This window comes from Brevibacillus halotolerans (genome assembly GCF_026891775.1).
Lineage (GTDB): Bacteria > Bacillota > Bacilli > Brevibacillales > Brevibacillaceae > Brevibacillus_B > Brevibacillus_B halotolerans.
The window spans coordinates 1-23,901 of record NZ_JAPTNK010000019.1; the positions used below are offsets into that span (position 1 = coordinate 1).

Below are 23,901 nucleotides of genomic sequence, written 5' to 3' on the forward strand. Positions count from 1 at the left end.
TGAGGTTGATAGGTTCGGTGTGGAAGTGCAGTAATGCATGGAGCTGACGAATACTAATCGGTCGAGGACTTATCCACATTGCCTTTATGCTGACTTCATTATCTAGTTTTGAAAGAACAATTCTTTCTTTTTGTGCCCTTAGCTCAGCTGGATAGAGCGTTTGACTACGAATCAAAAGGTCGGGAGTTCGAATCTCTCAGGGCACGCCATCATTATAACGGGAAGTAGCTCAGCTTGGTAGAGTACTTGGTTTGGGACCAAGGTGTCGCAGGTTCGAATCCTGTCTTCCCGACCATTTAAATATGCCGGTATGGCGGAATTGGCAGACGCGCGCGACTCAAAATCGTGAGGGAAACCGTGGGGGTTCAAGTCCCTCTACCGGCACCATACATAATCAAAGCCTCGAGACGATGTTATCATCTGTCTCGGGGTTTTTTCCTTTTATGCCAACTGTATACTTATGAAAATATTCGCACATATAGATTGAACCTGAGGTAGTAGTATGGTACATTCGGTCATGGTAGAGTCATTAAGATGGAGTGATTACACGTGATTGGATATACAGAAGAGATGAAACAAAAAAATAAGAAAGCACTACAACAACGAGTGGAGCAGCTAGGTCATGTGGCACTGCTCATGCGCCAACATGGTGATGAGTCGCAAGCACTTAAAATAGAACAGCTTGTGACAAAAGGAAATGCTGAAGAGATGAGCATTGCTTTTTGTGGACACTTCTCTGCTGGAAAATCTACAATGATTAACACCATACTTGGACAGGAGCTATTACCTTCGAATCCAATTCCAACAAGTGCAAATGTAGTAAAGATTCGTGGTGGACAGCCTGCTGCTAATGTATATACGCGTCAGAGCGGAGTTCTTCATTTCGATCCACAAACGAACTTGGAGGAATTAAAAAAGTTTGCTGTAGATGGTGACCAAGTAGAATGGGTAGAAATATGCTATCCAGGACTGTTTCTTGATGAGAAATCAAGCTTATTGGATACACCGGGAATAGATTCCACAGATGCCGCACATAAAGTAGCGACAGAATCTGCTTTGCACTTGGCAGATGCAGTGATATATATGATGGATTACAACCATGTGCAGGCAGAAGAAAACTTTAATTTTACCAAAATGCTTACAGATCGTAAGAAGCCTGTCTATCTTGTCATTAATATGATTGATAAGCACGTTGATTTTGAATTGGATTTTGATGATTACAAGGAGAGTGTAGAAGAGGCATTTGCCACTTGGAATATCAAACCAAACGGGATCTTCTATACCACTCTAGCTGAACCAGAGCATCCAGAAAATCAATATGAGGAATTCCGTGAAAAATTGATTAGCTTATATCACCACCGTACAGAATTGCTAGCAGACAGTATCCTACATGCGTCTCTTGCCTTGATTGAGGAGCATATTCGCTTTTTACGCCGTGCTAACCAGACCCAGCTTGAAGAAGTAATGGAGCAAATAGATAATGGCTTATCAGCTCTACAGGAAAAAGGATACGATGTAACAAATGAAGAGAGCCTGATGCAATTACTAGCTTTGACTGAAAAAGAATGGTCTCACTTACAGCAAAATAACCAACAAGCCTATAACGAAATGGAAAAGGAGCTTACAAGCTTATTGCAAAACGCTCGCTTAACCTACTATAGTACAAATCAGGCCGCTGAAGCTTACGTAGAAACGCGCAAGCCGGGCTTTAAGGTAGGGTTCTTGTTTACAGCTAAAAAGACGGAAGAAGAGCGACAAGCAAGGCTACAAACGTTGCTGAATGACGTAACAGAAAAAGTAGCCGGTAATCTCGACTTCCACTATAAACAACTACTGTTAGCCTTTGCTGATCGTTATAACATTCGTGATGAGGCTTACAATAAAGCTGTTCACGCTAATCAGATCGAGCTTACCGCCGAGTGGCTTGCTTCTCTAGTCAAAGAAGGAGCAGGAACTAGTGAGTATGTCATGAATTATTGTCAGGATATTTCTGATAGCATTAAAGCAAAGTATCGAAAACAAGGCCTATCATTCATAGATCAATTAAATTCAAAATTGGCTGAACAAGCGATCACTGAAGAAAACAAGGTAAAAGAACGTCTGGTTGAATTAAGAAAATTAGAACAAGCGTTTAAGCAGCAGAAGACTTATCTCGATCAGGAAACGAACACAAAACAAAAACTAACATCGTTGTTAGCAGGAGACATATAAAGGAGACCATTATGAATCAAGTAAAACAGATGTTACGTACAAGTGCAGGCAAGCTACGTCACGCAAGCGAGTTAATCAATCAGATTACTGGGTTAAAGCAACAAGCCCAAGCAATGACAGAGCGTGCGCAGCGTATGGAGGAAAATCGATTTACTGTTGCTTTATTCGGTGCGTTTAGTGCGGGAAAATCATCTTTTGCAAATGCATTAATGGGAGATATGGTCCTGCCCGTCTCTCCTAACCCTACTACGGCAGCCATTAATAAAATAATGCCACCAACCGATGAATATCCACATGGAACTGTACGTGTTGTACTAAAATCACATGAATCGATCGAGCAGGATGTTCTACGCTCGTTAGAGGTGTTTGGTAAGCAGGCGCATGACTTGACTAGTGGATGTGAGGCGGTGTCTTCCATTGACATATCAGACATCGCTCCAAATGCCAAGCCTCATTACACCTTTTTAAAGGCAGTAATAAAAGGGCTGCCAGAGATTGAAAAGCATCTCGGTCAGGAGCTTTTGGTAGATGAAAAAGAGTTTAAAAAGTTTGTTGCTAAAGAGGAAAAAGCATGCTTTGCCGATTATATTGAGCTGTATTACACGTGTCCGCTGACGGAGCAGGGAATGGTATTAGTAGACACACCAGGAGCTGATTCTATCAATGCCAGACACACAGGAGTGGCTTTTGAATATTTAAAAAATGCAGATGTAATTTTATTTGTGACTTATTATAATCATGCGTTTGCCCAAGCTGATCGAGAATTTTTACTACAAATGGGTCGTGTAAAGGATACGTTTGAGTTGGATAAAATGTTCTTTATTGTCAACGCGGCTGATTTAGCACAAAATGATGATGAATTACAAGACGTTCTTACACATGTGGAGAAAAACCTGTTATCCTGTGGCATTCGACATCCGCGAATTTATCCGGTATCGAGCCAGACAGCATTGCTTGCACACCTGCATAAAAACGGGAAGCTCACCTCCTCTTCTGAGAAAATTTATCGACAGCGTGTCAGCGTTAACGAAAGTGAACCACTGCCTGATTTTCATGAAGGATTGAAATTATCAGGCTTGGATAAATTTGAACAGGATTTCTTACACTTTACAATAGAAGGTCTAGCTCATATGGCTGTAGCCGCAGCAGAGGGTGAGATTAACCGCGCTCGCACGATCTTAGCAGAGTTTCTAGACCTGTCGCAACAAGGAGAGACAGTCAGAGAAGAGAGACGCGCACATCTTGAAGAGGAAAGAGCGACTGTAATCCAACGCGTGCAGGCAGCTCAAATAAGCTCAGTTACTCGTTTTATGGAACAGGAGCGAGTTGAACTTTTATATTATGTGAAGCAACGACTATTTTTACGGTTGTCGGAGTTATTTAGTCAAGCATTTAATCCCTCGGTCTTAAAAGACGATGGTCGTAATCTGAAGAAAACGGCTCAAGCATGCTTGGATGATTTGCTGCGTTCGATTGGGTATGATTTAGCACAAGAGATGCGAGCTACCTCTCTACGATTAGAAAAGGTATTGCATAAGGAAGGAAATAAACGCGTACAGGCTTGGCAGCACGATGTGAAGGAAACCTTTCACAGCTTGTTACTTGCTCCGTATACCCAACAACAGATTGAAACACCAGCAGTACCTGAGCAACTGAAAGAAATATCCACTCAATACTTTCAACCTGCCTTACAAGCTTTTAAAAACCCACGTGATTTCTTTGAAGGGGAAGGCAAAACCAAAATGCGAGAAATCATAGAAAAATTATTGCAGGAACCAATAGATCAGCAGCTTGCTTGGGGAAACCAGATTTTAGAGGGCGTGTTCACAAAAGCGGTAGCGGATATGTGGCAAAAGGAGCAGGCCAAAGTGGAAGAGCAAGTGGATGAATACGTGAACGGTTTGCTGGCAGCGCTAGATAGTAATATTGATATAGCCAAGCTTCAAGCTGTACAGGCAGAGCTTCTTAGCATTTCAACAGAGTCTGTAAGCTAGTTGGCTTGTTCTTACAAAGGCTTATAAGAACAAGCTAAAAAGAATACTGTTTCTTAGAAAGACAGATGAAATTTTCCTACTTTCCCGCAAGCATTTGGGAAGATCCCTGCATAACATGCCAAGAAAGCATTTGTTGCTTTACTGATTGATGGTAAGGGAGGCATTTTTGAATGCAAGGAAAAGTAAAATGGTTTAACAAGGAAAAAGGGTATGGGTTTATTGAAAGGGAAGACGGTACGGATATTTTCGTTCACTATACCGGCATTAATGGTACAGGGCTCCGTAATCTGGAGCAGGGTGAACAAGTAACATTTGATATTGTGGAGGGGCAGCGTGGTCCACAAGCAGCCAACGTTGAAAAAGTGAATCCATAATGTTACACATAAATCACGACTACTTTTGCCTTTCGGGGCTTAAGTGGTCGTTTTACTTTTTGATAAGACTTTCGTATTGCTCATTGGTTTGTTATCATCAGAAAAAAGAGACAAAAGAGGAGTAATTGCTATGACCAGTCAAGTTGGAATGCCCTTAGGTGCATATTTGAAGGAATGCTTTACTCAAATGGTGGAGTGGCGCCGTCACTTCCATCAATACCCTGAGCTGTCATTTAAGGAAGAGAACACACCTGCGATGATTGCCAGCATCTTACGAGAAATGGGCCTAGACCAAGTACGTGAAAAAGTGGGCGGCCGTGGTGTCGTGGGAGCTCTGATTGGAGGAAAGCCAGGAAAAACGGTTGCGATTCGCGCTGATTTTGATGCATTGCCAATTCAGGATCAAAAAGATGTCGAATATAAATCCAAGATTCCAGGTGTCATGCATGCATGTGGGCATGATGGTCATACGGCAGGCTTATTAGGGCTTGCTAGTGTTTTAGCACAGCATCGTGAAGAGATTCCTGGTACTATCGTATTCTTGTTTCAATTTGCTGAGGAAGAGAACCCAGGTGGAGCAACCTATATGGTGCAGGATGGAGCTATGGACGGAGTAGATGCAGTATTTGGAGCGCATCTCTGGGCTGATTTTCCATATGGCAGTGTAGGGATTGCACCAGGTCCAGTAATGGCTAATGCTGATGATTTTACTATTAAAATTCAGGGCAGGGGTGGGCATGGTGCCATTCCACATCAAACAGTGGATTCTATAGTAATCGGCTCACAGATTGTCAATAACATTCAAACGATTGCTAGCCGTAATGTGGACCCATTGGAGAGTGTTGTTGTGACGATTGGAACCTTCAACGCTGGAGATAACTTTAATGTGATCGCTGACTCTTGCAAAATGACTGGAACTCTACGTACGTTCTTGCCAGAAATCCGTGATTTGAGTGAACGGCGATTAAAAGAAATCGTGGAAGGTACAGCTACTATGATGGGAGGAACCGCTGTTTTAGATTATGACAGAGGCTATCCTGCCGTTATCAACACAGTAGCGGAAGCAGAAATGGTACGTCAAGCGGCTATATCAGCGGTTGGGGAAGAGGGACTTATCCCGTTAAAGCCGACCATGGGCGGAGAGGATTTTTCATACTATTTACAAAAGGCTCCAGGGGCTTTCGTTTTTATTGGAGCAAGGAATGAAGAGATTGGTGCTTGTTATCCTCACCATCATCCACGTTTTGATATTGATGAGAGAGCCATGCTAGTTGCCGCTGAAGTATTGGGGCGGGCAGCATTAGCTTTTTTACATAATCATCAGGCATAATTGGGCTAGGATGAAAGAATATTGATCTATAACAAAATGGTGGGGGGAATTTATTATGCAACAAGCTTTTGTGTTGCCTCTTGAAGATTCTTTTGTGATACGCGGAGATGTGCATACTACAGCGGGTCCAGGAGAGAAACAGCCTGTCCTGATTTTTTGCCACGGATTTAAAGGCTTTAAGGATTGGGGTAGCTTCCCTTATGTAGCAGATACCCTAGCCGCAAAAAATATGACAGTCATCCGCTTTAATTTTTCAGCAAATGGAGTTGGGGCGAGCCTGACTGAATTCGATGAGCTAGAAAAATTCGGAATCAATACGTATGCACGTGAGCTCGCTGATTTGCATGTACTCATGAGGGCGATATTAGACCGTGAGCTACCTTTGGCAGAGCATTTTGATACTGAACACATTTTTGTAATGGGGCATAGCAAGGGCGGCGGTGATTCTGTTTTATTTGGAGCGGATCATCCAGCTATCAAGGGAATTATTACCTGGAACGGCATAGCCAACGTCAATTTATTTGATGAAAATGTACGTCAAGAAGTAAAGGAGAACGGCATAGCTTATATGATAAACGGGCGAACTGGACAAAAAATGCCAATTACGCCTGAGGTGATTGAGGATGTCGATCAAAATGCAGAGGCTTATGATTTGGTGAAAAAAGTGTCCCAGCTTGATAAACCTCTCTTGATTGTACAAGGTGAGAAGGATTTTGGCCGCCTGGTACAAGGCGCTAAACGATTGAAAGAAGCCTATCCGCAAGCCATGTTGCACTGGATTGGCGAAGCGGACCATGTAATGAATACAAGACATCCGTTTATGGGAACGAGTGCGGAATTGGAAGAGGCGATTGAAGTTACTGCCCAATTTGTCCTACAAAATACTCAACCGTAATGAAGTAGTGGGGGAAGTCAGCGTTACATGTATTGTTTTCGATTTCCCCTGCCATTCCCTTTCATTTTTAAAAATCTTGCTCGATTCATTCAAATGTCGATTGTTTTTCCGATAAATGCCTTTTTTTCGCTCTTTTGCTTATGATATACTGATAGGCAAAATAGAGGGCTTGGATTGGAGAATGATTTTTCTAAAAAATCAAAATAAAAAGACGGATGATGGAGAGGGATCAGAATGAAGGGAAAAAAAATCTATCTGTACGATACAACCTTACGGGACGGTACCCAGGGAGAGGGCATCAGTCTATCTGTGGAGGATAAGGTTAAAATCGCTGTACGTCTAGATCAGTTTGGAGTCGATTATATTGAAGGCGGTTGGCCGGGGAGCAATCCTAAGGATATGGCTTTTTTCAAAAGAATGAAAGAGATAGGGCTAGAGCATTCGAGATTAACAGCCTTTGGCAGCACCTGTCGACCTAATCTTCAAGCTTCTCAGGATGATAATTTACGCGCAATTCTGGAAAGTGGTGTATCTGTAGCTTCCATTTTCGGAAAAGCTTGGGATTTACATGTATCTGACGCACTAAAAACTACGCTAGCCGAAAATCGGCGTATGATTTATGATTCCGTAAAATATTTACATGAAAATGGGCTTGAAGTCATGTTTTTAGCAGAGCATTTTTTTGATGGATACAAAGCGAATCCTCTATATGCATTGGATGTATTACAAGCAGCAGAAAAAGCTGGTGCAGACTGGATCGTTTTATGTGATACGAATGGCGGTACGCTTCCTCACGAAATGAAAGAGATTGTTATCCAGATAAAGGAAGCCTGTAGGAAACCGATTGGCATTCATCCTCACAACGATTGTGAGTTGGCTGTGGCCAATGTGATTGCAGCGGTTCAAGCTGGTGCAGAGCAGGTTCAAGGAACGATAAATGGGATTGGTGAACGATGTGGAAATGTAAACTTAGTTTCTGCTATTGCCAATCTACAGGTGAAATTAGGCTATCATTGTGTATCTGATGATCGTTTAAAGCAGCTAACCAGTCTTTCTCGCTATGTTGCTGAAATAGCTAACATTACGTTGGCAGTTAATCAACCATTTGTAGGTAATAGTGCTTTTGCTCACAAAGGCGGCATCCATGTGAGTGCCGTTATGAAAAACACAGCTACTTATGAGCATATTGAACCGGAAGTTATCGGGAATCGCAGACGAATTCTTGTTTCGGAGCTATCCGGACAGAGTAATTTAGTAGCAAAGGCAGAAGAATTACAATTACATTTTCATGGAGAAAAATCAGTGTCAAAAGAAGTGGTACAGCGTCTGAAGGATAAAGAGTATGCTGGTTACCAATACGAGGGCGCAGAAGCTTCTCTTACCCTCATGCTCTTACAGGAATCGGGGGAAGAATCTGAGCTATTCCAGTTAGAATCCTTTAAAGTATTTATGGAAAAAAAGCCGGATAAATCCATTGTCTCTGAAGCGATGGTGAAGTGTAAGATCAGTGGTCAAACCGTACATACGGTAGCAGAAGGAAATGGGCCGGTCAATGCGCTAGACAATGCATTACGAAAGGCATTAGAGCAGCACTTCCCAACTCTTAGTCACATGCATGTAAAGGATTATAAGGTACGTGTACTAGATGAGAGTGAAGCGACATCAGCTAAAGTGCGTGTGCTAATTGAATCCACTCATCAGGGGGAGAACTGGAGTACAGTGGGAGTATCAACGAACGTGATTGAGGCTAGCTGGGAGGCACTTACAGATAGTATTCGATATCTACTGTGGAAACAAGGGGCAGAGGCTCTGGAGCTAGAGCAGGAAGAGGTACGAGTAGGCATTGTTAATCATTAAACATCCATCCAAGACACGACCTATTGCTTTTAGGTAAGTCGTGTCTTTTTTTAGTAACATACGTGAAAGTACATGTGTGGTGTGTAGCTACAGATGGACATGAGGGGGAATGACTATGGTGACCAGAAAACGAAAGATGACTGCGGAAGATTTGTTACGTTTTGAATGGTTGGAGGACCCGCAAATATCTCCTGATGGGAATAAAGTCGTATACATAAAAAGAACGATTGATTCTAGCGGAAAGTATATTTCTAACTTGTTTATCCGTTCTCTAGTAGACTCTTGGGAACAGCAGTGGACGTATGGTAACCACCGGAATTCTCATCCCAGGTGGTCACCAGATGGCAATTGGCTTGCATTTGAGTCAGATCGTTCTGGAGATACACAGGTTTGGCTCCTTTCTGTTAAGGGAGGAGAAGCTCGCCAGCTAACAACGAACAGACATGGTGCAGCAAAGCCGGTTTGGTCACCAAATAGTGAAAAACTGCTAGTTCAAGTAAGATTATCTCCAAATGAAACGCTACATGAAACGCAGGAACAGGAAACGACAGCTCCTGAGGATTCACCACGCAGCTCTTTGCATGCTAAAACAACAAATATACCTGTCTTATCATCGGCATCGGATAAAGACAAAGAAAGCAACAGCAAGCCTGACCAGAAGGATTGCATAATCAGCCCGTTACCTGCGTTACATGGAAAGCCAGTTTTACAGGTGGATTATATTCGTTATAAATCTGATGACGCTGGTTTTTGGGATGGAAAGTACAGTCAACTTGTAGTTTGCGATCGAATCAGTGGTCAATTGCATCAAATCACGACTGAAGAGCAGGACCATTCGATGGCCGCCTGGTCACCGGATGGCAAGCAGATAGTATGTTGTGTGATAGAGCGCAAAAGTGAACGATTTTATCCAACCTGCGATTTATGGCTACATTCAGTAGAAGATGGCTCTTGGAGTAATTTGTCTGGTTCAACGGGAACGTTCATGTATCCGACCTGGTCGCCAGACGGCAAAACGATCGCGTGTGTAGGCTACGAGCGGAAATTTGAACAGGAAAAATTAATGCATGTGTGGCATTTTCAAGTAGATACAGGGAATCGGTGCTGTTTGACAGAAAAGTGGGATGTACATTTTTCAGATGCAATGGTTGGAGATATGCGCAGTAGGCACGTTCATCCAGGTGCTGTCTGGAGTGCAGATGGTCAGGGCAACTATATCACGGTTTCAAAGCAAGGTAGAGTGAATTTTCATTATATCTCCGTCACGGGAGAGAACATTCCGATTGTAAGTGGAGAGCACCATGTATATGGATGGACTCTCCATCCTATGAGCGGTAAGGCTGTCGTGGCAATAAGCGATCCATTGACTCCTGGGGATTTGTTTTTCATTGATATAAAAAAAGGAAAGAGCAAACGGCTAACAACAAGTAATCAATGGTTAAAAGAAGTGGAGCTATCCAGCCCTGAGATGATTACCTACCAAACCGAAGACGGATGGAAGTTACAGGGGTGGCTACTAAAGCCGTCTTTTTATCAAACAGGTAAAACCTATCCGCTGATCCTGCAAGTTCATGGCGGACCACATACAATGTACGGCTATACATTTTTTCACGAGCTGCACTTTTTAGCGGCTAAGGGTTATGCTATTTTGTACACGAATCCACGCGGGAGCCATGGATACGGTCAAAAGTTTGTCAACGCAGTTCGTGGCGACTATGGAGGAAAAGATTATCAAGACCTGATGAAGGGGGTTACTTATGTAGTAACCCATTACGATTATTTAGATGAGCAGCGGATGGGAGTAACCGGTGGGAGCTACGGTGGTTTTATGACGAATTGGATTGTTACACAGAATAAACGGTTCAAAGCGGCGGTGACCCAGCGCTCTATTTCGAACTGGATCAGCTTTGCTGGAGTAAGTGACATAGGCTATTATTTTGCGAAATGGGAAATTCATGGTGATTTGGTTACGGATCCAGATAGGCTCTGGCAGCATTCTCCGTTACGCTACGCTCAAAACGTTGAAACACCCTTGCTCATTTTACATGGTGAACGTGATTATCGATGCCCCATTGAACAGGCAGAACAATTTTTTACTGCTATTAAACAGCATAATAAAGCTTCTGTACGTCTTATGCGTTTTCCAGATGCAACACACGAATTGTCGCGAAGCGGTGACCCTGGGCATAGAATTATCCGGCTACAAGCGATTGCTGGATGGTTTGACGAATATGTCTAAATGCTTCTAACAGAAAAGGACCACATCTCTAGGGGACGTGGTCCTTTTTGTTCTCATGCCGTTTCGGCACTAGTTTACTGCATTCTAATCTGTTTTACGCATGCTACCTAACTCTTCAACAATCGCGGTCATTTCATTCACGCTAAAGCTGGTTTTCTTTTGCACCATGTTATATAGATATAACAGGTCCTCATAGCTATCCATTTTAAAATCCTCTGGGCGCATTACTTGGGTATTTGCCATGTTTAGCTTGCTTTTAATTCCCTCGATAATAACAGTCAGGTTTTCTAACGTTGCTTCTTGCAAATTGGCCATGATCTACTCTCCTTTGTTTTCAACTTTTTTGTCTATTTGGTTAGTTGTCCGCGTGTTACACCAAGCTGATTGGTTGCTTTTAACGCCTTCCAAACCTTTGTGCCAGAAATCTCTCCGCGTAGAGCTTTGCGATATAAGTGAATCACTTCTTGTACGCGAGAAGGTTCTTCCTCTAAAAATTCTATGCGGTATGCCCCTACTCCTAATCGCTTAAATTCTGACAAATATTCGGCACCAGATTGGTCAATCGCATTATAAACCGTATTACGGCAACCGGTATCTACACGGACTGGATGAGAGAAGCCTACGCGATCTCGCAGGGAAGCACGTGATGTTTCACAAGGAGTACCACAATTCGTGTGATCTGTCCCTTCACTCATGAATGTACAATAGATGCAATGCTCGGTATGGAACATTGGCAAATGCTGATGAATAACTAATTCTAACGGAGCGGCATCTGCATGTTCAAGCATGTCGACCATCTGTTGAATATTTAAGTCATAGGATGGTGTGACGCGCTCAAGACCATAGCCCATGAATAATTCAACAGCTTTATGATTAGCAATATTTAAAGAGAAGTCACCGATTAACGGAATTTTTATTTCATCACGGCGTGAGAGATAGTAGTACAATGCCCCTGTGTTACGGACTAGGATAGCATCCGGCTTACTTTTTGCAATGAGAGCCAGTACGCCATTTTCATCCGGCATATGAATACGCATAGTAGCAAGTCCAATTTTTTTTCCGTACTGATGTGCTAGTTTAACTGCTTGCGGATATTGCTTTACAAATTCGAAATCTGCATAAATAAAGTCAACATCGGTTTTTGCAGCCGCTTCTATCTGTTCCAAGGAACGACAAAGCACAGTTAGTAGGGGATTTTCCACTGGTTTATTTTTGGCCACACTAGCATACACGTCTACTGGATTTTTTTGATAAACAGGCGGTTTACGGCGAAGATAAAGCAGTTGCTCGCTTGCTTCACGACGCATCCGATTCAACTCACTGACAGGAATGATTACCTCACCCTCCAAGTCTAAGGAGAGACGATCCTCTGGCAGATGGAACAAGGTTCCTCCAAGTCTGCTAAATTGATCATATAAGGAGGCATGGGTCATTGGTCGCTTCATCGCTTGCTCTAAAGGCATTGCAGAAGCAATCGTTACCGCATGATTAGCCTGCTCATCGATCCACACGGTTTGTAGTGGCTCTCCTACGCGTCCAGAAACATGCAGGGCTACTGGGAAGGTTGTATAAGGCTTTTCGGTTTCAAAGGTTTTACGCAGCTGCTTGTTTAATTCAGGATCATTCGTTTTCCACACACGATCACCTACATGGATACGACCTAGCTTTACATCGTTTCGACCCATGACAATTTCATATAAACCTTCCTGCACCTGACCTTCTACTTTGTCACCATGCACTAAAATATCGTAAACACGACCGCCTTCTTCTTTCTGAGTCGGATCACCTGCATCAAATACGATACCATCTCCACGTTTTAATGGAGAAGTAACTTCTACTAAGAGAGCGTGCTTTAGCACCTTCTTTACAGTACCAAGGTAGACACCGCGGCTTTTCGGGAAGCTACCGTCTAATAAGAGGCGGTTATTTGTTCCCTCAAGAAAACCATGAGTAAATCCGCGGGAAAAGCTTTGTTGTAGCTCACGAATTTCTTCCTTGCTTGGCTTAGCGTTATCTCCAGCAAAATATCGATCAATAGCTGCTCGATACTTGCTAACTACGTTGGCTACGTATTCTGGTGTTTTTAAACGTCCTTCAATTTTAAAGGAAGTGACTCCTGCCTCAATTAATTCTGGCATGATATCAATCGCAGCCAAATCTTTTGGAGAGAGTAAATAAGCGATATTACCCATCTCTTTTTGGATTCCATCTACCATTAAATCATAGGGCAGACGACAGGCCTGTGCGCATTCACCACGGTTGGCAGAGCGACCGCCCCACATTTCTGAGGTAAGGCATTGACCAGAATAGGAAACACAGAGGGCTCCATGAACGAATACTTCCATCGGTAATTTTGCCTTTTCACCGATTTTCCTGATTTCTTTTAATGAGTTTTCACGACCTAATACGACTCGTTCCATGTTATATGGTTTAGTAAATTCGACCGCTTCTGGAGAGGTGATGGTCATTTGGGTAGAACCGTGAATAGGGAAGTCGGGGCTGATTTCACGGATTAGCTTGACCAAGCCTAAATCCTGTACAATTACTGCGTCTACACCAGCTTCAATACAGGCATCAATTAACTCTTTTGCATCTTCTAATTCATTTTCAAAGACAAGAATGTTAAAGGTAAGGAAGCCCTTCACCCCGTACATATGCAGGTAAGCCATAATCTCAGGCAGTTCTTTCATTTGAAAGTTTTCGGCACGAGCGCGAGCATTAAACTTCTCTACACCAAAAAAGATGGCATTTGCTCCGTTGGCAACAGCGGCTTTTAGGCAATCCCAATTACCTGCCGGTGCTAGCAATTCAATATCTTCTCGTCTGATTTGATTCTTCACGAATGGTAACCCTCCAAACAAATATGACGCTCTTTTTCATAGAATGAAAAATACGAAAAGAGCAATTGAGAATAGCAAAACAAAGCATGTAGTAAAAAACAGACATTTGCTTTTCGATCGTAAGGCAAATGTCTTTGAGTCTGCGATATTATCGTTTCTTCAATAGGGATTAGATTTATTTTTCCCATGTTCTCATAAGGCTTAGACAGGCACAAATCTAGCAATCTAGAAAAAATCTCTACCCTCCATCATAGGAGAAGATAGGATGAGTCGCAAGAAAAAGATGTGCTGAAGAAGAAATTGGTCGTTGTTACTGCGCGTGATGATGATCTCTACTCATTCATTCGGCAAAATATAACATAAATTTACATTTTATTCACTTTTTTGTTTGTAATTTGTGGTAAACTTAGTGTATTGATGGTAGATAGTAAAAAAGGAACAACGGCGGTTCGTAAACACCTATTGTTCCTTATCTATTTAGCCTACTTATTTTTACTTCATCACTAATTCACGTTCATCGGCAGATACGTTCATGTGTAAAAATTGCTTCACATCAAAAAGTCCCATGTCAGTCAGCTTCAATGCAGGGATGACGGGGAGAGCTAGAAAGGAAAGCGTCAGGAATTGAGAGAATTCCTGAGATGCTCCAATACGAAGTAGCGCTTGGTCTAACTGGTGGAGTTCTGCCATCACACGTTCTGCTGGACGTCTTGTCATTAGACCAGCAATTTCTAGCGAGAGGGAAGCTAATACCTTTCCGTTTTCAACAATGACAAGCCCACCCTGCATCTCTTCTAGTGTTTGAATTGCAATCAGCATGTCCTCATCGTTAGTTCCGACAGTAATAATATTATGGGAATCATGTGCAATCGTAGTAGCCATTGCACCTGAGCGTAAGCCAAAGCCCTTTACAATTCCTACTCCGATATGACCTGTTTGGTGATGGCGCTCCACTACAGCCATTTTAGCCAGATCACGGTCGATGGAGGGCTGGAAAAATCCGTTGGAAATGTCTACGTCTTCAATCAGATGCTCGGTTACAATGCTATTAGGAATGACACCAATTATATGTGCTTTCTTCCTAGTAATAGGTAGTTGAAGCTCATGTTTTGTCACCGGTTTGATACGTACGCTGTTGGTGATCGTAGGTGGTACATTTGCTGGAGAAGTGATATTTCCTTCGTAGCGACCGTTTTTAGCAACCTGCTTACCATTTTTCCAAACATCGGTGATACGAACTTGTTCTAAATTGTCCATGATAACTAGATCGGCTATATAGCCGGGAGCAACAGCGCCTTTTTCTGCAAGACCGTAGCATTCAGCAGCGGTAAGTGTAGCCATGCGAATTGCCGTAATTGGATCAACACCGCATTGAATAGCGAGACGTATGCTGTAATCTATGCTGCCTTCTTTAAATAGATCATCTAAATGCTTATCGTCAGTACAGAACAGACAACGTGCTGCTGTACGTTCATTTACGATCGAAATAAGATTCTTCAAGTCTTTGGCAGCCGATCCCTCGCGAATGAGTAGGTACATTCCTAATTGAAGACGCTCCTTGGCATCTTGCAAGGACACCGCTTCATGATCTGTGCGGATTCCCGCTGTCATGTATACGTTAATGGCATCTTTGGAAAGTCCAGCGAGATGTCCGTCCAGTTTTTTACCACGTTGTCTAGCATCAGCGATTTTTTGAACCATATCTTCATTGCCGCTCATGACAGCAGGATAGTCCATGACCTCAGCTAGGCCAAGCACACGGGGATGATGATAAAAGGAAGCAAGATCCTTGGCATACAGCTTCGCACCCGAGTGTTCAAAGGAAGTAGCAGGTACACATGAAGGGAGCATCACATATACATCAAGGTCAAGCCCTTCTGATGAATCTAGCATGTATTGAATACCAGCGGCACCTGATACATTGGCAATCTCATGAGGATCGCAGACTACAGTAGTTACTCCATGAGGGAGGACAATTTCGGCAAATTGAGCAGGTGTTACCATAGATGATTCAATGTGAACATGCCCGTCTATGAAGCCTGGAGCGATATATTTACCTTTAGCATCCCAGACATCCTTACCTTCATAGGCTCCGATTCCAATGATCATACCATCTGTAATGGCGACATCTGCCTCGACAATTTCTCCAGTGAAGACATTTATGATTTTGCCATTTTTAATAACCAAATCAGCTTTCGTGTGTTTGGAGGCTGCTTGGATACGCTTTTGTAAGGCAGAAGGTTGAATGTTCATTTGAATCGCTCCTCTAGTAATTAAAGTTTTTACATAACGAGAAAAACCCCAGGAATCGACCTGGGGCTCTATGAACACAGAAGCACGTGATAAGACGTGAAGGATGCAGGGAATTTGTTATAGGTATAACAAAATAAACCGCTAGATCATTCGCAGTCTTATTGTATCATCCGCGTAGTCAGGCTATTTACGGTAACCCGGTAGAGACTTATAGGCCATATTCCTATGATTATACGTGGCTATCATGTTTAATGTTGTAAAGGCATTTCTTGAGAGGCTTTTTAATATAGATATTGTTTTGTATTGTAGTAGCACAAGAAAGATAAGTCAATATATTTATGGTTCGTTAAGCAAGGGAGCTATTGGAAGGGGGTGGACTCCTATTTGATACAGAAATCAATAACATAAACAAACCGGCTACCAAAAGGCTTCAGGTAACCGGTTCACTAGAAATCGCTATTCTTATGATTGGGTAGATACATCAAGTCCTTCAAATACAATCGAGACCTTTTCCTCCATGATCTCTTCCAAAGGCCAGCCACCATCGCTACGTACCCAATCATACAAGGCATTGTAATAGATGTTTTCCAGCATATTGGCCGCAATTAATGGATTAATTTTACTTTTCAGTCTCCCTTTTTCTTGGGCATCTTCAATCAAATCAGCAAATAATTCTCTTAGCTCAAAGTACATATTTTTCTTTTCTGATTCCAGAACCTTACGATGCTTCATAGAGGATTCAATCAATACTTTTAGAAAATCATAGTTCTGTATATTTACTTCGTTTAGGATTTTATAAATGCGTAGGACGCGTTGTTTACAACTATCTCCAAAATCCCATTCTTCGCGCCTATCTTCAATTTCCTGTAAGCGTTCATAGCCCCAATTGGCAAGAATCGCTTCTTTTGAGGTGAAATGTAAAAAAATGGTCCCTCGCGCCACATCCGCTTCCTCGGAGATCATATCAATTGTGGTCGCTTCAAAACCATATTCTTTAAACAATTTAATAGCGGCATTAAAAATACGTTCCTTTGTTTCACGCTTTTTTCGCTCTCTGCGAGTAATCAAGCTAACACCTCCTGGTAGAAGTATATCATAATCTTGCTGACTCACTAGGAAATCGTCAAGAAAATTGTGCGATTATTTCAACAAAAAACACTTTACGTTGGCAGAGTTTGAATGTATATTTATTATAAATTATGTATTTTTATACGTTACGAGTGGAGGAATATAACCATGAGTATGACAGGTACACTGGTAATTCGCCAGGCAACTATAAACGATGTAGATCAAATGTTGGAAATTATTAATCATTTTGCCGCAAAAGGCTTAATGCTCCCCCGTACGAAGCTGTCCATTTGTGAGCATCTGCAATCTTATATCATCGTACATGATGGGAAAGGTGTAATGGGTATGGGTGGCCTGCATATTTTATGGGAGGATTTAGCGGAGATTCGTTCGCTTGCGATGGCTGAACGAGCGCAGGGAATGGGGATTGGGAAGAAGCTTGTGCTGGCTTTGGTAGAAGAAGCGAGAAAATTAGGAATTCGGCGAGTCCTGTCCCTTACGTATCAGGTTGAGTTTTTTCACAAATGCGGCTTTCAGATTGTTCAAAAAGAGGCCTTGCCGCAAAAGGTATGGAAGGATTGCATCAATTGCTCCAAATTACCGATGTGTGATGAAATTGCTATGGTACGCATATTAGAGCCAACTGAATATGAATAAATGAGGAGCAAAGCGGGAAGAATGTGCCAGACCTAATGGTGGCAGCTTTTTCTCGCTTTTTCACTCTCAGTTTATGCGTGAAGAATGCAATGTGTTTACATAATTGTGTAAGGGCTTTCAAAAGCAGGATATTCCTTATTACCTGTTGAATAAATATAAGGACAAGGAATCCAAGTCGGAGGGAAAAACGTGCAAAAAATGGATTGGGACTTGTATCTAATGCCTTATGAGCAAGCTGTAGAGGAACTAAAGGTTAAATTAAAAAATATTCGTAATGAATTTAAAAAACGGAAAGTTCACTCGCCGATTGAATTTGTTACCGGTCGAGTCAAATCAATTAATAGCATTTATAACAAAGCGACTCGCCTATATTTTCCCATCAATGATAATATTGCATGGGAAATTCGAGACATTGCCGGATTAAGAATTATTTGTCAGTTTATTGATGATATATCGTTTGTCGTAGATATGCTACGCGAGCGCAGGGATATGAAGATTTTTCTGGAAAAGGATTATGTGACACAGCCTAAAGAGACGGGATACCGCGGCTATCATCTAGCAGTGGAGTATCCGATCATGACCATAGACGGACAAAAAACCATACCTGTTGAAATACAAATTCGAACGCTGGGCATGAATTTTTGGGCCACAATTGAACATTCCTTACAGTATAAATACGAAGGAATTATTCCAGAGGATATCAAGCTGCGTCTGGTTGAATCAGCCAAAGCTTCCTATACGCTAGATAACGAGATGAATAAAATTCGTGATGAGGTTAAGGAGGCCCAGATTGAATTTACTAGGAAAAAGGAGTCCCCGATTGACCCATTACTAAGCATTGTGGAGCTTGATTTAGACGTGGACACTGAATCGGTCTATTTTGATGAGAAGCCAATCGAACTACAAGAGGACAAGGAGGAAGAAAATGAACACAATTAATTGGCAGCTGGAAGTGGAAAAACGACAAGACGAGTTAATTGCTGCGACACAGCGTTTTTTGCAGATCGATAGCGTGCTGGACCCAGATACGGCTGGGGAAGGGGCTCCATTTGGCAAGGGAGTTCAGGCAGCGCTGCAATTCGCTTTGCAAACATGTGAGGATGCAGGTATGACTATCAAAAATATTGATGGCTACGCTGGCCATGCTGAGTTTGGACAGGGTGACGAATGCATTGGCGTTTTAAGCCACGTAGACGTAGTCCCTCCAGGGGATGGCTGGACGATTCCTCCGTTTGCAGCAGAGATCATTGAGGGAAAAATAATCGCACGTGGAGCTTTGGATGATAAAGGACCTGCTATGGCGGCTATTTTTGCTGCCAAAATAATTAAGGAGCTTGAGCTGCCTCTTCAAAAACGGGTTCGACTGATTTTTGGTACGGATGAAGAATCGGGCTGGGATTGCGTAAAACGTTATTTTGAATCTGAGGAAATGCCGACAATGGGCTTTACTCCTGATGCTGACTTCCCGCTCATTTATGCTGAAAAAGGATTAACTCATCTAGTTTTACGCCAAACGAATAAAAGCTTTGCACAATTGACGAATTTGGCTCAGATGACTAGTAGTCAGGAAGGAACCGCGAAGCTTCTCTCCTTCCATGCCGGAATGCGTGTGAACATGGTGCCAGAGACAGCGGAAGCGGAGCTAGCCTGCTCGCCTGAACAAGCCGCGGCATGGATAGAAGCCTACCAACTTTATTTGGAAAAAGAACAGTGTCGAGGTCATTTCACACAAACAGAGAAAGGGATAGCATTTCATTTACAGGGAGTTTCTGTTCATGGAATGGACCCAGCGAAAGGGGTAAATGCAGGAGCTTATCTGGCACACTTTCTACAAAAATGTGATTTGGACGTACGGGGACGAGCATTCGTTGATTTTATAGCCAGTTATTTGTTCCAGCAGCATGATGGCGAGGCATTTGGAATTAAAGCAGAAGACCAGGAGATGGGAGCACTCACGTTGAATCCTGGAATTTTTCACTATATAGCGGATGAGGACGTACGTTTTGATCTGAACATTCGTTATCCGCATTCTATTTTGTTTGAACAATGGAAGCCAAGACTTGAACAAGTCGCAGCTGGGCATGGTTATCTGTTGGAAATCATTACTCATAAAAAACCGCATCGTGTAGACCCGGCTCATCCTTTAGTAACAACTTTACAGCGCGTCTATACGGAGCAGACCGGTGAAAAGGCTGAATTGTTAGCAATCGGTGGGGGAACATACGGGCGTGCCCTAGATGTTGGCGTTGCTTTCGGTCCACTATTTCCTGGGAGACAAGATACAGCTCATCAACGAGATGAATACCTGTTAGTGGAAGATTTATTGAAGGCGACAGCAATCTACGCACAGGCAATTTTTGAATTAGCCAAAGACTAAGCCATATCTTTCTTGTCTTTTAGGAAATACTTATATTACTATAGAGAAAGTGTCTTCTAGGACAAACATGAGCGAATAGGCTGGTAGATCCAAAAGAGAATGGCAACAGACTGGATCAGACAGTACGGTTTTCGTTAAGAAGGAAGTGAAGAGATGGCTAAGTTCGAACAATTTGGTTTGCGACCGGAGATTATGCAGGGGATTTCCGACCTGTTTTATAAAGAGCCGACAGCTATTCAAGAAGAAGCGATTCCATTGATTTTAGAAGGTAAGGATGTCATCGGACAAGCGCAAACGGGTACTGGGAAAACAGCAGCGTTTGTATTGCCGATCCTCCAAAAGCTACAGGAAGGAAAAAAGGATATTCAGACATTGATCCTTACTCCAACCCGTGAGCTTTCTATTCAGATTGCTAGTGAAATTGAGAAGCTGGGGAAACACCTGAATGTGAGTGTGTTATCCTTGCATGGCGGTACAGATATTGAACGTCAAATGAATAAGCTAAAAGGGACTGTTCATATCGTAGTAGGAACTCCAGGACGCGTACTTGATCATATGCGTCGTGAAACACTACATTTTGGCCGCATTCATACATTGGTATTGGATGAGGCTGACAAGATGCTAGAGATGGGCTTTTTAGAGGATGTGGAAAAGATTATTGTTTCCACACCAAGCAGCCGACAGGTATTGCTATTCTCGGCGACTATGCCTGATATGGTAAAGAAGCTGGGACAACGTTTTATGAAGCAACCGCCGCATATTAAAATTGAATCAAAGCAAAAAACGGTTGCTAATATCACACAAGAATACTATGTAATCAATCAAACAGATAAAATCGATGCGCTTCTTGATCTCATTGAGGTCACTAAGCCATTCCTAGGTATTATTTTTGCTAACACACAACAGCGTGTAAAGATCTTAACAACACGTTTACAAGAGGCTGGCTATGATGCCAAGGCGTTATACGGTGATTTGTCTCAAAAGAAACGCGAAACCTTGATGAAGGATTTTCGGAATATGAAATTCCAGTTCCTTGTAGCTACCGATATTGCGGCTCGCGGACTTGATGTCGAAGGGGTTACTCATGTATTTAACTACGATATCCCAAGCGATGTAGAAAGCTATATTCACCGTGTTGGACGTACGGGACGCGCTAATCAGCTTGGAAATTCTATTTCTTTTGTGACTCCACGCCAAAAAAGCGTCATGGCTCGCTTTGGTTCTGCAACAAAGGCGGATATCGAAGAAAAATTACTTACGCATACTCGTCACTTGGATGCAGGGCGCAAAGCACGTGCAGCAGAGCGTGAGCAGCATTATACTGAGCTCAAAACCGAGAAGAAGAAACAGCAGCAAATTGCAAAAGCAGAAAAAGAAGCTCCACTTAAAAATGCTCTTGTGAAAAATAAAAAGGTAAAGCCTGGTTATAAGCGTAAGCTGAAGCAAGAAATGGAAGAGTGGAAAACACAATACGACCGTAGTCAAAAGCGTGAAGAAGCAAAGAAAACTGCTAAAGCAAATAAAGGTAAAGCAAAACCTCGTTCAGGAGGACAGTCAGCGGCTGGTCGTCCGGGACAAGCACCAAGCAGACCTGGTAAACGCTTTGGCAAATAAGCGTCTTTTCGCTTGGACAAAGTAAAATAACGCAACGGAGAAGCTCTTTTCCTATTTATGTAACGGGACTAGGGCTTCTTTCTGTTACAGAAAAGGATTTTGACGAAATATGGCGAAATGTATCGGGTGTAGAGTGAGGTGAAAAGCATGAAAAACTCCCGATCAGAAAGACATCGAATGCGCCGCCGAGCTGATCGAGATGTGAGCCGATTTTGGATTATGGGCTTCATCTTTAGCTTAATAGTCTTAACCGTTGAATTTTTTGTTACCATACCTGCTGAAGCAACGTGGCTGTTAGAAATGGAAATGATTTTGTTTAGCGCCAGCTTTACATTACTTGCTTTTTATCTGCTGGGCTTAACCTTTGTTTTTTCAAAACAAGGTGAAGCTGGTGGGGTTAACCATCAAGTGATTATCTATGTGTGGTTGGGAGCTATTTTGTACCATTTGTTTGTACTAGTAACCAATATAACCAATCAGCATGTATATAAAGCAGGGATCATTCTTTTTTTAGGTCCTCTATTTTTAACAATCTATCATTTTATTACGTACCTGTCTGCTTTGCTTCAAGCACGGCGTGAGGAAGAACAAACATCGGTAGCTGCTTTAGAACGAACTGCCTATCAACTAATCAGTGAAGCCACGAAATTATATGAAGAGATACGTAGGCTCAAAACGGAATTCCCAGAAGTAGAACAGATGCTTAATGCCAATCAATTTGCACACAAGCTCGAAAAATACACGCTTGAGATGCAACAGTATTTACAAGTTGATTCGTTCCAACGAAGAGATTTGGAGTTTCTGGAAGGGCATTATCTATTCATCGAAAATATTTTAATCATTGTAAAACAGCACCCCGGTATTTCAGAATCACGTAAATATCTAGCAAGAGAAAGAGTGCTATAACCCGAAGAATGGGCCATGAACATACGGTCCATTTTTCGGGTCTTTTTATTTTGCAGATAGGAAAAGTGCATTTTTATTAAAAAATTTCTTGCATAAATTTTTTCTCTCCCCTATATTATTTCGTGTACGAAATTTTTGAGTGCGAAATAATAGTAGCGATCGCGAATATATGTAAGAGGTGATATGAGGTGCCTAAAGGGCTGATCATACGTGATGGGGTAAGACAACTTAATAAAATCATTGGAATGATGATTACACAGGAGCTTAGCGAAGTAGGAATTACGATGCCTCAGATTAGTGTGATGCGCAAGATTAAGGATGGACCTATGACGATTGGCCAATTAAGTAAGGACCTCTATCTCTCTTGCAGTACAGTTTCCGGGATAGTCGATCGCTTAGAGAGGGAGGGGTACATCGAACGTGTGCGGGATACTGCTGATCGGCGCGTAGTCTGGATTCACATCACAAACAAATTCGAGGAGATGGCTAATTCCATCCCGGTGATGCAAAAGGAATATTTTACAGAACTCATAAAAGACCTATCGGAAGAAGAGATAGACAAAATCGTCGATGCCCTACAACTGCTCATTAGACAATTTGAGAAGAGGATTGAGGAGAGAACATGAAAAAGAAATTTATTCTATCCACCATACTACTGCTTATGGTTGTAGCAGGTGGAGGAATCGGTTATTACTATTGGTACCAAGGTACCCATTACATAACTACGGAAGATGCTCGTGTTGCGGGTGATACGTATCGTGTAATGCCACGGATATCTGGCAAATTAACTTCGCTAGACCTGTCAGATGGTCAAAGCGTTATAGCAGAGCAAATTGTGGGTCAACAGGATACAACAAATATCGCTGGCAACATGTTAGATAATGCTACTTTGCGTGCTCCGATTACCGGTACAGTGTTAAAGGTAACGGCTAAAAGTGGAGAAGTGGTAGCTCCTGGTCAGTCCGTTGCAACGATTGTGGATATGAACAAGCTCTACGTGTCAGCTAACATTGAAGAGACAGACTTAGGTCGGATTCATGTAGGGCAATCTGTTGAATTCACCTTAGATTCATTTAAAGGTCAGACATTTAGAGGACAGGTTTCCGAATTGGGAACAGCGACAGCCTCTACGTTCTCTTTGTTGCCTGCAACTAGCACAAGTGGTAACTTCACAAAAGTAACACAGCGAATACCAATTAAAATTTCTATTAACGATAAACAAAACAGCCGCATTTTACCAGGTATGAGTGCTGTGATTAAAATTCATTTGAAAGGGAATTAGGGTG

General features: G+C 42.3%; 18 protein-coding genes, 3 tRNA genes and 1 riboswitch. Of the genes, 17 read left to right on the plus strand and 4 right to left on the minus strand.

Annotated features, from left to right (window positions below):
* The first annotated feature begins 132 nt into the window (after window positions 1-132).
* The 10 genes from O0550_RS19600 (at window position 133) to O0550_RS19645 (ending at window position 10,900) form a co-directional block, all read left to right on the plus strand.
* A tRNA-Arg gene (locus O0550_RS19600) sits at window positions 133-209 on the plus strand.
* A 9-nt stretch (window positions 210-218) separates the two neighbouring features.
* A tRNA-Pro gene (locus tag O0550_RS19605) sits at window positions 219-295 on the plus strand.
* Between the two features lie 9 nt (window positions 296-304).
* Window positions 305-387: transfer RNA gene (locus tag O0550_RS19610), tRNA-Leu, on the plus strand.
* Window positions 388-549: 162 nt separating this feature from the next.
* Complete coding sequence (locus O0550_RS19615) at window positions 550-2,211, plus strand: dynamin family protein (RefSeq protein WP_258427104.1); 1,662 nt, start codon at window positions 550-552, stop codon at window positions 2,209-2,211.
* Window positions 2,212-2,222: 11 nt separating this feature from the next.
* A complete protein-coding gene (locus O0550_RS19620; RefSeq protein ID WP_258427105.1) occupies window positions 2,223-4,205 on the plus strand; it encodes a dynamin family protein in 1,983 nt (660 codons plus the stop codon).
* A 170-nt stretch (window positions 4,206-4,375) separates the two neighbouring features.
* Window positions 4,376-4,579, plus strand: coding sequence for a cold shock domain-containing protein (locus O0550_RS19625; protein ID WP_003334734.1), 204 nt, complete (start codon window positions 4,376-4,378; stop codon window positions 4,577-4,579).
* A gap of 130 nt (window positions 4,580-4,709) precedes the next feature.
* On the plus strand, window positions 4,710-5,909 hold the full coding sequence (locus O0550_RS19630; protein WP_003342378.1) for a M20 metallopeptidase family protein: 1,200 nt from the start codon (window positions 4,710-4,712) through the stop codon (window positions 5,907-5,909).
* A gap of 55 nt (window positions 5,910-5,964) precedes the next feature.
* A complete protein-coding gene (locus O0550_RS19635; protein ID WP_258427106.1) occupies window positions 5,965-6,804 on the plus strand; it encodes an alpha/beta hydrolase in 840 nt (279 codons plus the stop codon).
* Between the two features lie 234 nt (window positions 6,805-7,038).
* Complete coding sequence (gene cimA, locus O0550_RS19640; RefSeq protein WP_258427107.1) at window positions 7,039-8,661, plus strand: citramalate synthase; 1,623 nt, start codon at window positions 7,039-7,041, stop codon at window positions 8,659-8,661.
* 115 nt (window positions 8,662-8,776) lie between these two features.
* Entirely contained in the window at window positions 8,777-10,900 is a 2,124-nt protein-coding gene (locus O0550_RS19645) for a S9 family peptidase (RefSeq protein WP_258427108.1), read from the plus strand.
* 84 nt (window positions 10,901-10,984) lie between these two features.
* Here the strand turns inward: O0550_RS19645 and O0550_RS19650 are convergent, their stop codons facing one another.
* The 4 genes from O0550_RS19650 to O0550_RS19665 all read right to left on the minus strand — a co-directional run bounded on the left by O0550_RS19650 (window position 10,985) and on the right by O0550_RS19665 (window position 17,061).
* Window positions 10,985-11,215: a DUF1128 domain-containing protein gene (locus O0550_RS19650; protein ID WP_003334740.1), complete on the minus strand. Its 231-nt coding sequence runs from the start codon at window positions 11,213-11,215 to the stop codon at window positions 10,985-10,987.
* Window positions 11,216-11,247: 32 nt separating this feature from the next.
* The gene (locus O0550_RS19655) at window positions 11,248-13,740 is read right to left on the minus strand and encodes a U32 family peptidase (protein ID WP_096887639.1); all 2,493 of its coding nucleotides are present in this window, start codon (window positions 13,738-13,740) and stop codon (window positions 11,248-11,250) included.
* Between the two features lie 492 nt (window positions 13,741-14,232).
* Window positions 14,233-15,993 (minus strand): adenine deaminase, encoded by a 1,761-nt coding sequence (gene ade / locus O0550_RS19660; RefSeq protein ID WP_258427109.1) that lies wholly within the window; start codon window positions 15,991-15,993, stop codon window positions 14,233-14,235.
* 155 nt (window positions 15,994-16,148) lie between these two features.
* Window positions 16,149-16,250, minus strand: a riboswitch (purine riboswitch).
* A 205-nt stretch (window positions 16,251-16,455) separates the two neighbouring features.
* Window positions 16,456-17,061, minus strand: a complete 606-nt coding sequence (locus tag O0550_RS19665; RefSeq protein WP_003334745.1) for a TetR/AcrR family transcriptional regulator — start codon at window positions 17,059-17,061, stop codon at window positions 16,456-16,458.
* Between the two features lie 168 nt (window positions 17,062-17,229).
* Here O0550_RS19665 and O0550_RS19670 point away from each other — a divergent pair, with 168 nt between their 5' ends.
* The 7 genes from O0550_RS19670 to O0550_RS19700 all read left to right on the plus strand — a co-directional run bounded on the left by O0550_RS19670 (window position 17,230) and on the right by O0550_RS19700 (window position 23,897).
* A complete protein-coding gene (locus O0550_RS19670) occupies window positions 17,230-17,718 on the plus strand; it encodes an N-acetyltransferase (RefSeq protein WP_003334746.1) in 489 nt (162 codons plus the stop codon).
* 189 nt (window positions 17,719-17,907) lie between these two features.
* Window positions 17,908-18,657, plus strand: a complete 750-nt coding sequence (locus tag O0550_RS19675; RefSeq protein WP_258427110.1) for a GTP pyrophosphokinase — start codon at window positions 17,908-17,910, stop codon at window positions 18,655-18,657.
* Window positions 18,644-20,095 (plus strand): dipeptidase PepV, encoded by a 1,452-nt coding sequence (gene pepV / locus O0550_RS19680; protein ID WP_258427111.1) that lies wholly within the window; start codon window positions 18,644-18,646, stop codon window positions 20,093-20,095. The genes O0550_RS19675 and pepV overlap by 14 nt, the downstream gene beginning before the upstream one ends.
* Window positions 20,096-20,248: 153 nt before the next feature.
* The gene (locus O0550_RS19685) at window positions 20,249-21,709 is read left to right on the plus strand and encodes a DEAD/DEAH box helicase (protein WP_258427112.1); all 1,461 of its coding nucleotides are present in this window, start codon (window positions 20,249-20,251) and stop codon (window positions 21,707-21,709) included.
* 147 nt (window positions 21,710-21,856) lie between these two features.
* On the plus strand, window positions 21,857-22,615 hold the full coding sequence (locus O0550_RS19690; RefSeq protein ID WP_003334750.1) for a hypothetical protein: 759 nt from the start codon (window positions 21,857-21,859) through the stop codon (window positions 22,613-22,615).
* Between the two features lie 188 nt (window positions 22,616-22,803).
* Window positions 22,804-23,241 carry a MarR family winged helix-turn-helix transcriptional regulator gene (locus tag O0550_RS19695; protein WP_003334751.1) on the plus strand — a complete coding sequence of 146 codons (438 nt, stop codon included), beginning with the start codon at window positions 22,804-22,806 and terminating at the stop codon, window positions 23,239-23,241.
* The gene (locus O0550_RS19700; RefSeq protein WP_003334752.1) at window positions 23,238-23,897 is read left to right on the plus strand and encodes an HlyD family secretion protein; all 660 of its coding nucleotides are present in this window, start codon (window positions 23,238-23,240) and stop codon (window positions 23,895-23,897) included. Before O0550_RS19695 ends, O0550_RS19700 begins: the two co-directional genes overlap by 4 nt.
* Window positions 23,898-23,901: the final 4 nt, after the last annotated feature.

Excerpts from the sequence above, each read along its gene's own strand:
- O0550_RS19620 (WP_258427105.1), top strand. The coding sequence starts at position 2,223 with ATGAATCAAGTAAAACAGATGTTACGTACAAGTGCAGGCAAGCTACGT.
- O0550_RS19625 (WP_003334734.1), top strand. The coding sequence starts at position 4,376 with ATGCAAGGAAAAGTAAAATGGTTTAACAAGGAAAAAGGGTATGGGTTT.
- O0550_RS19630 (WP_003342378.1), top strand. The coding sequence starts at position 4,710 with ATGACCAGTCAAGTTGGAATGCCCTTAGGTGCATATTTGAAGGAATGC.
- O0550_RS19635 (WP_258427106.1), top strand. The coding sequence starts at position 5,965 with ATGCAACAAGCTTTTGTGTTGCCTCTTGAAGATTCTTTTGTGATACGC.
- cimA (WP_258427107.1), top strand. The coding sequence starts at position 7,039 with ATGAAGGGAAAAAAAATCTATCTGTACGATACAACCTTACGGGACGGT.
- O0550_RS19645 (WP_258427108.1), top strand. The coding sequence starts at position 8,777 with ATGGTGACCAGAAAACGAAAGATGACTGCGGAAGATTTGTTACGTTTT.
- O0550_RS19650 (WP_003334740.1), bottom strand. The coding sequence starts at position 11,215 with ATGGCCAATTTGCAAGAAGCAACGTTAGAAAACCTGACTGTTATTATC.
- ade (WP_258427109.1), bottom strand. The coding sequence starts at position 15,993 with ATGAACATTCAACCTTCTGCCTTACAAAAGCGTATCCAAGCAGCCTCC.
- O0550_RS19670 (WP_003334746.1), top strand. The coding sequence starts at position 17,230 with ATGAGTATGACAGGTACACTGGTAATTCGCCAGGCAACTATAAACGAT.
- pepV (WP_258427111.1), top strand. The coding sequence starts at position 18,644 with ATGAACACAATTAATTGGCAGCTGGAAGTGGAAAAACGACAAGACGAG.
- O0550_RS19685 (WP_258427112.1), top strand. The coding sequence starts at position 20,249 with ATGGCTAAGTTCGAACAATTTGGTTTGCGACCGGAGATTATGCAGGGG.
- O0550_RS19690 (WP_003334750.1), top strand. The coding sequence starts at position 21,857 with ATGAAAAACTCCCGATCAGAAAGACATCGAATGCGCCGCCGAGCTGAT.
- O0550_RS19700 (WP_003334752.1), top strand. The coding sequence starts at position 23,238 with ATGAAAAAGAAATTTATTCTATCCACCATACTACTGCTTATGGTTGTA.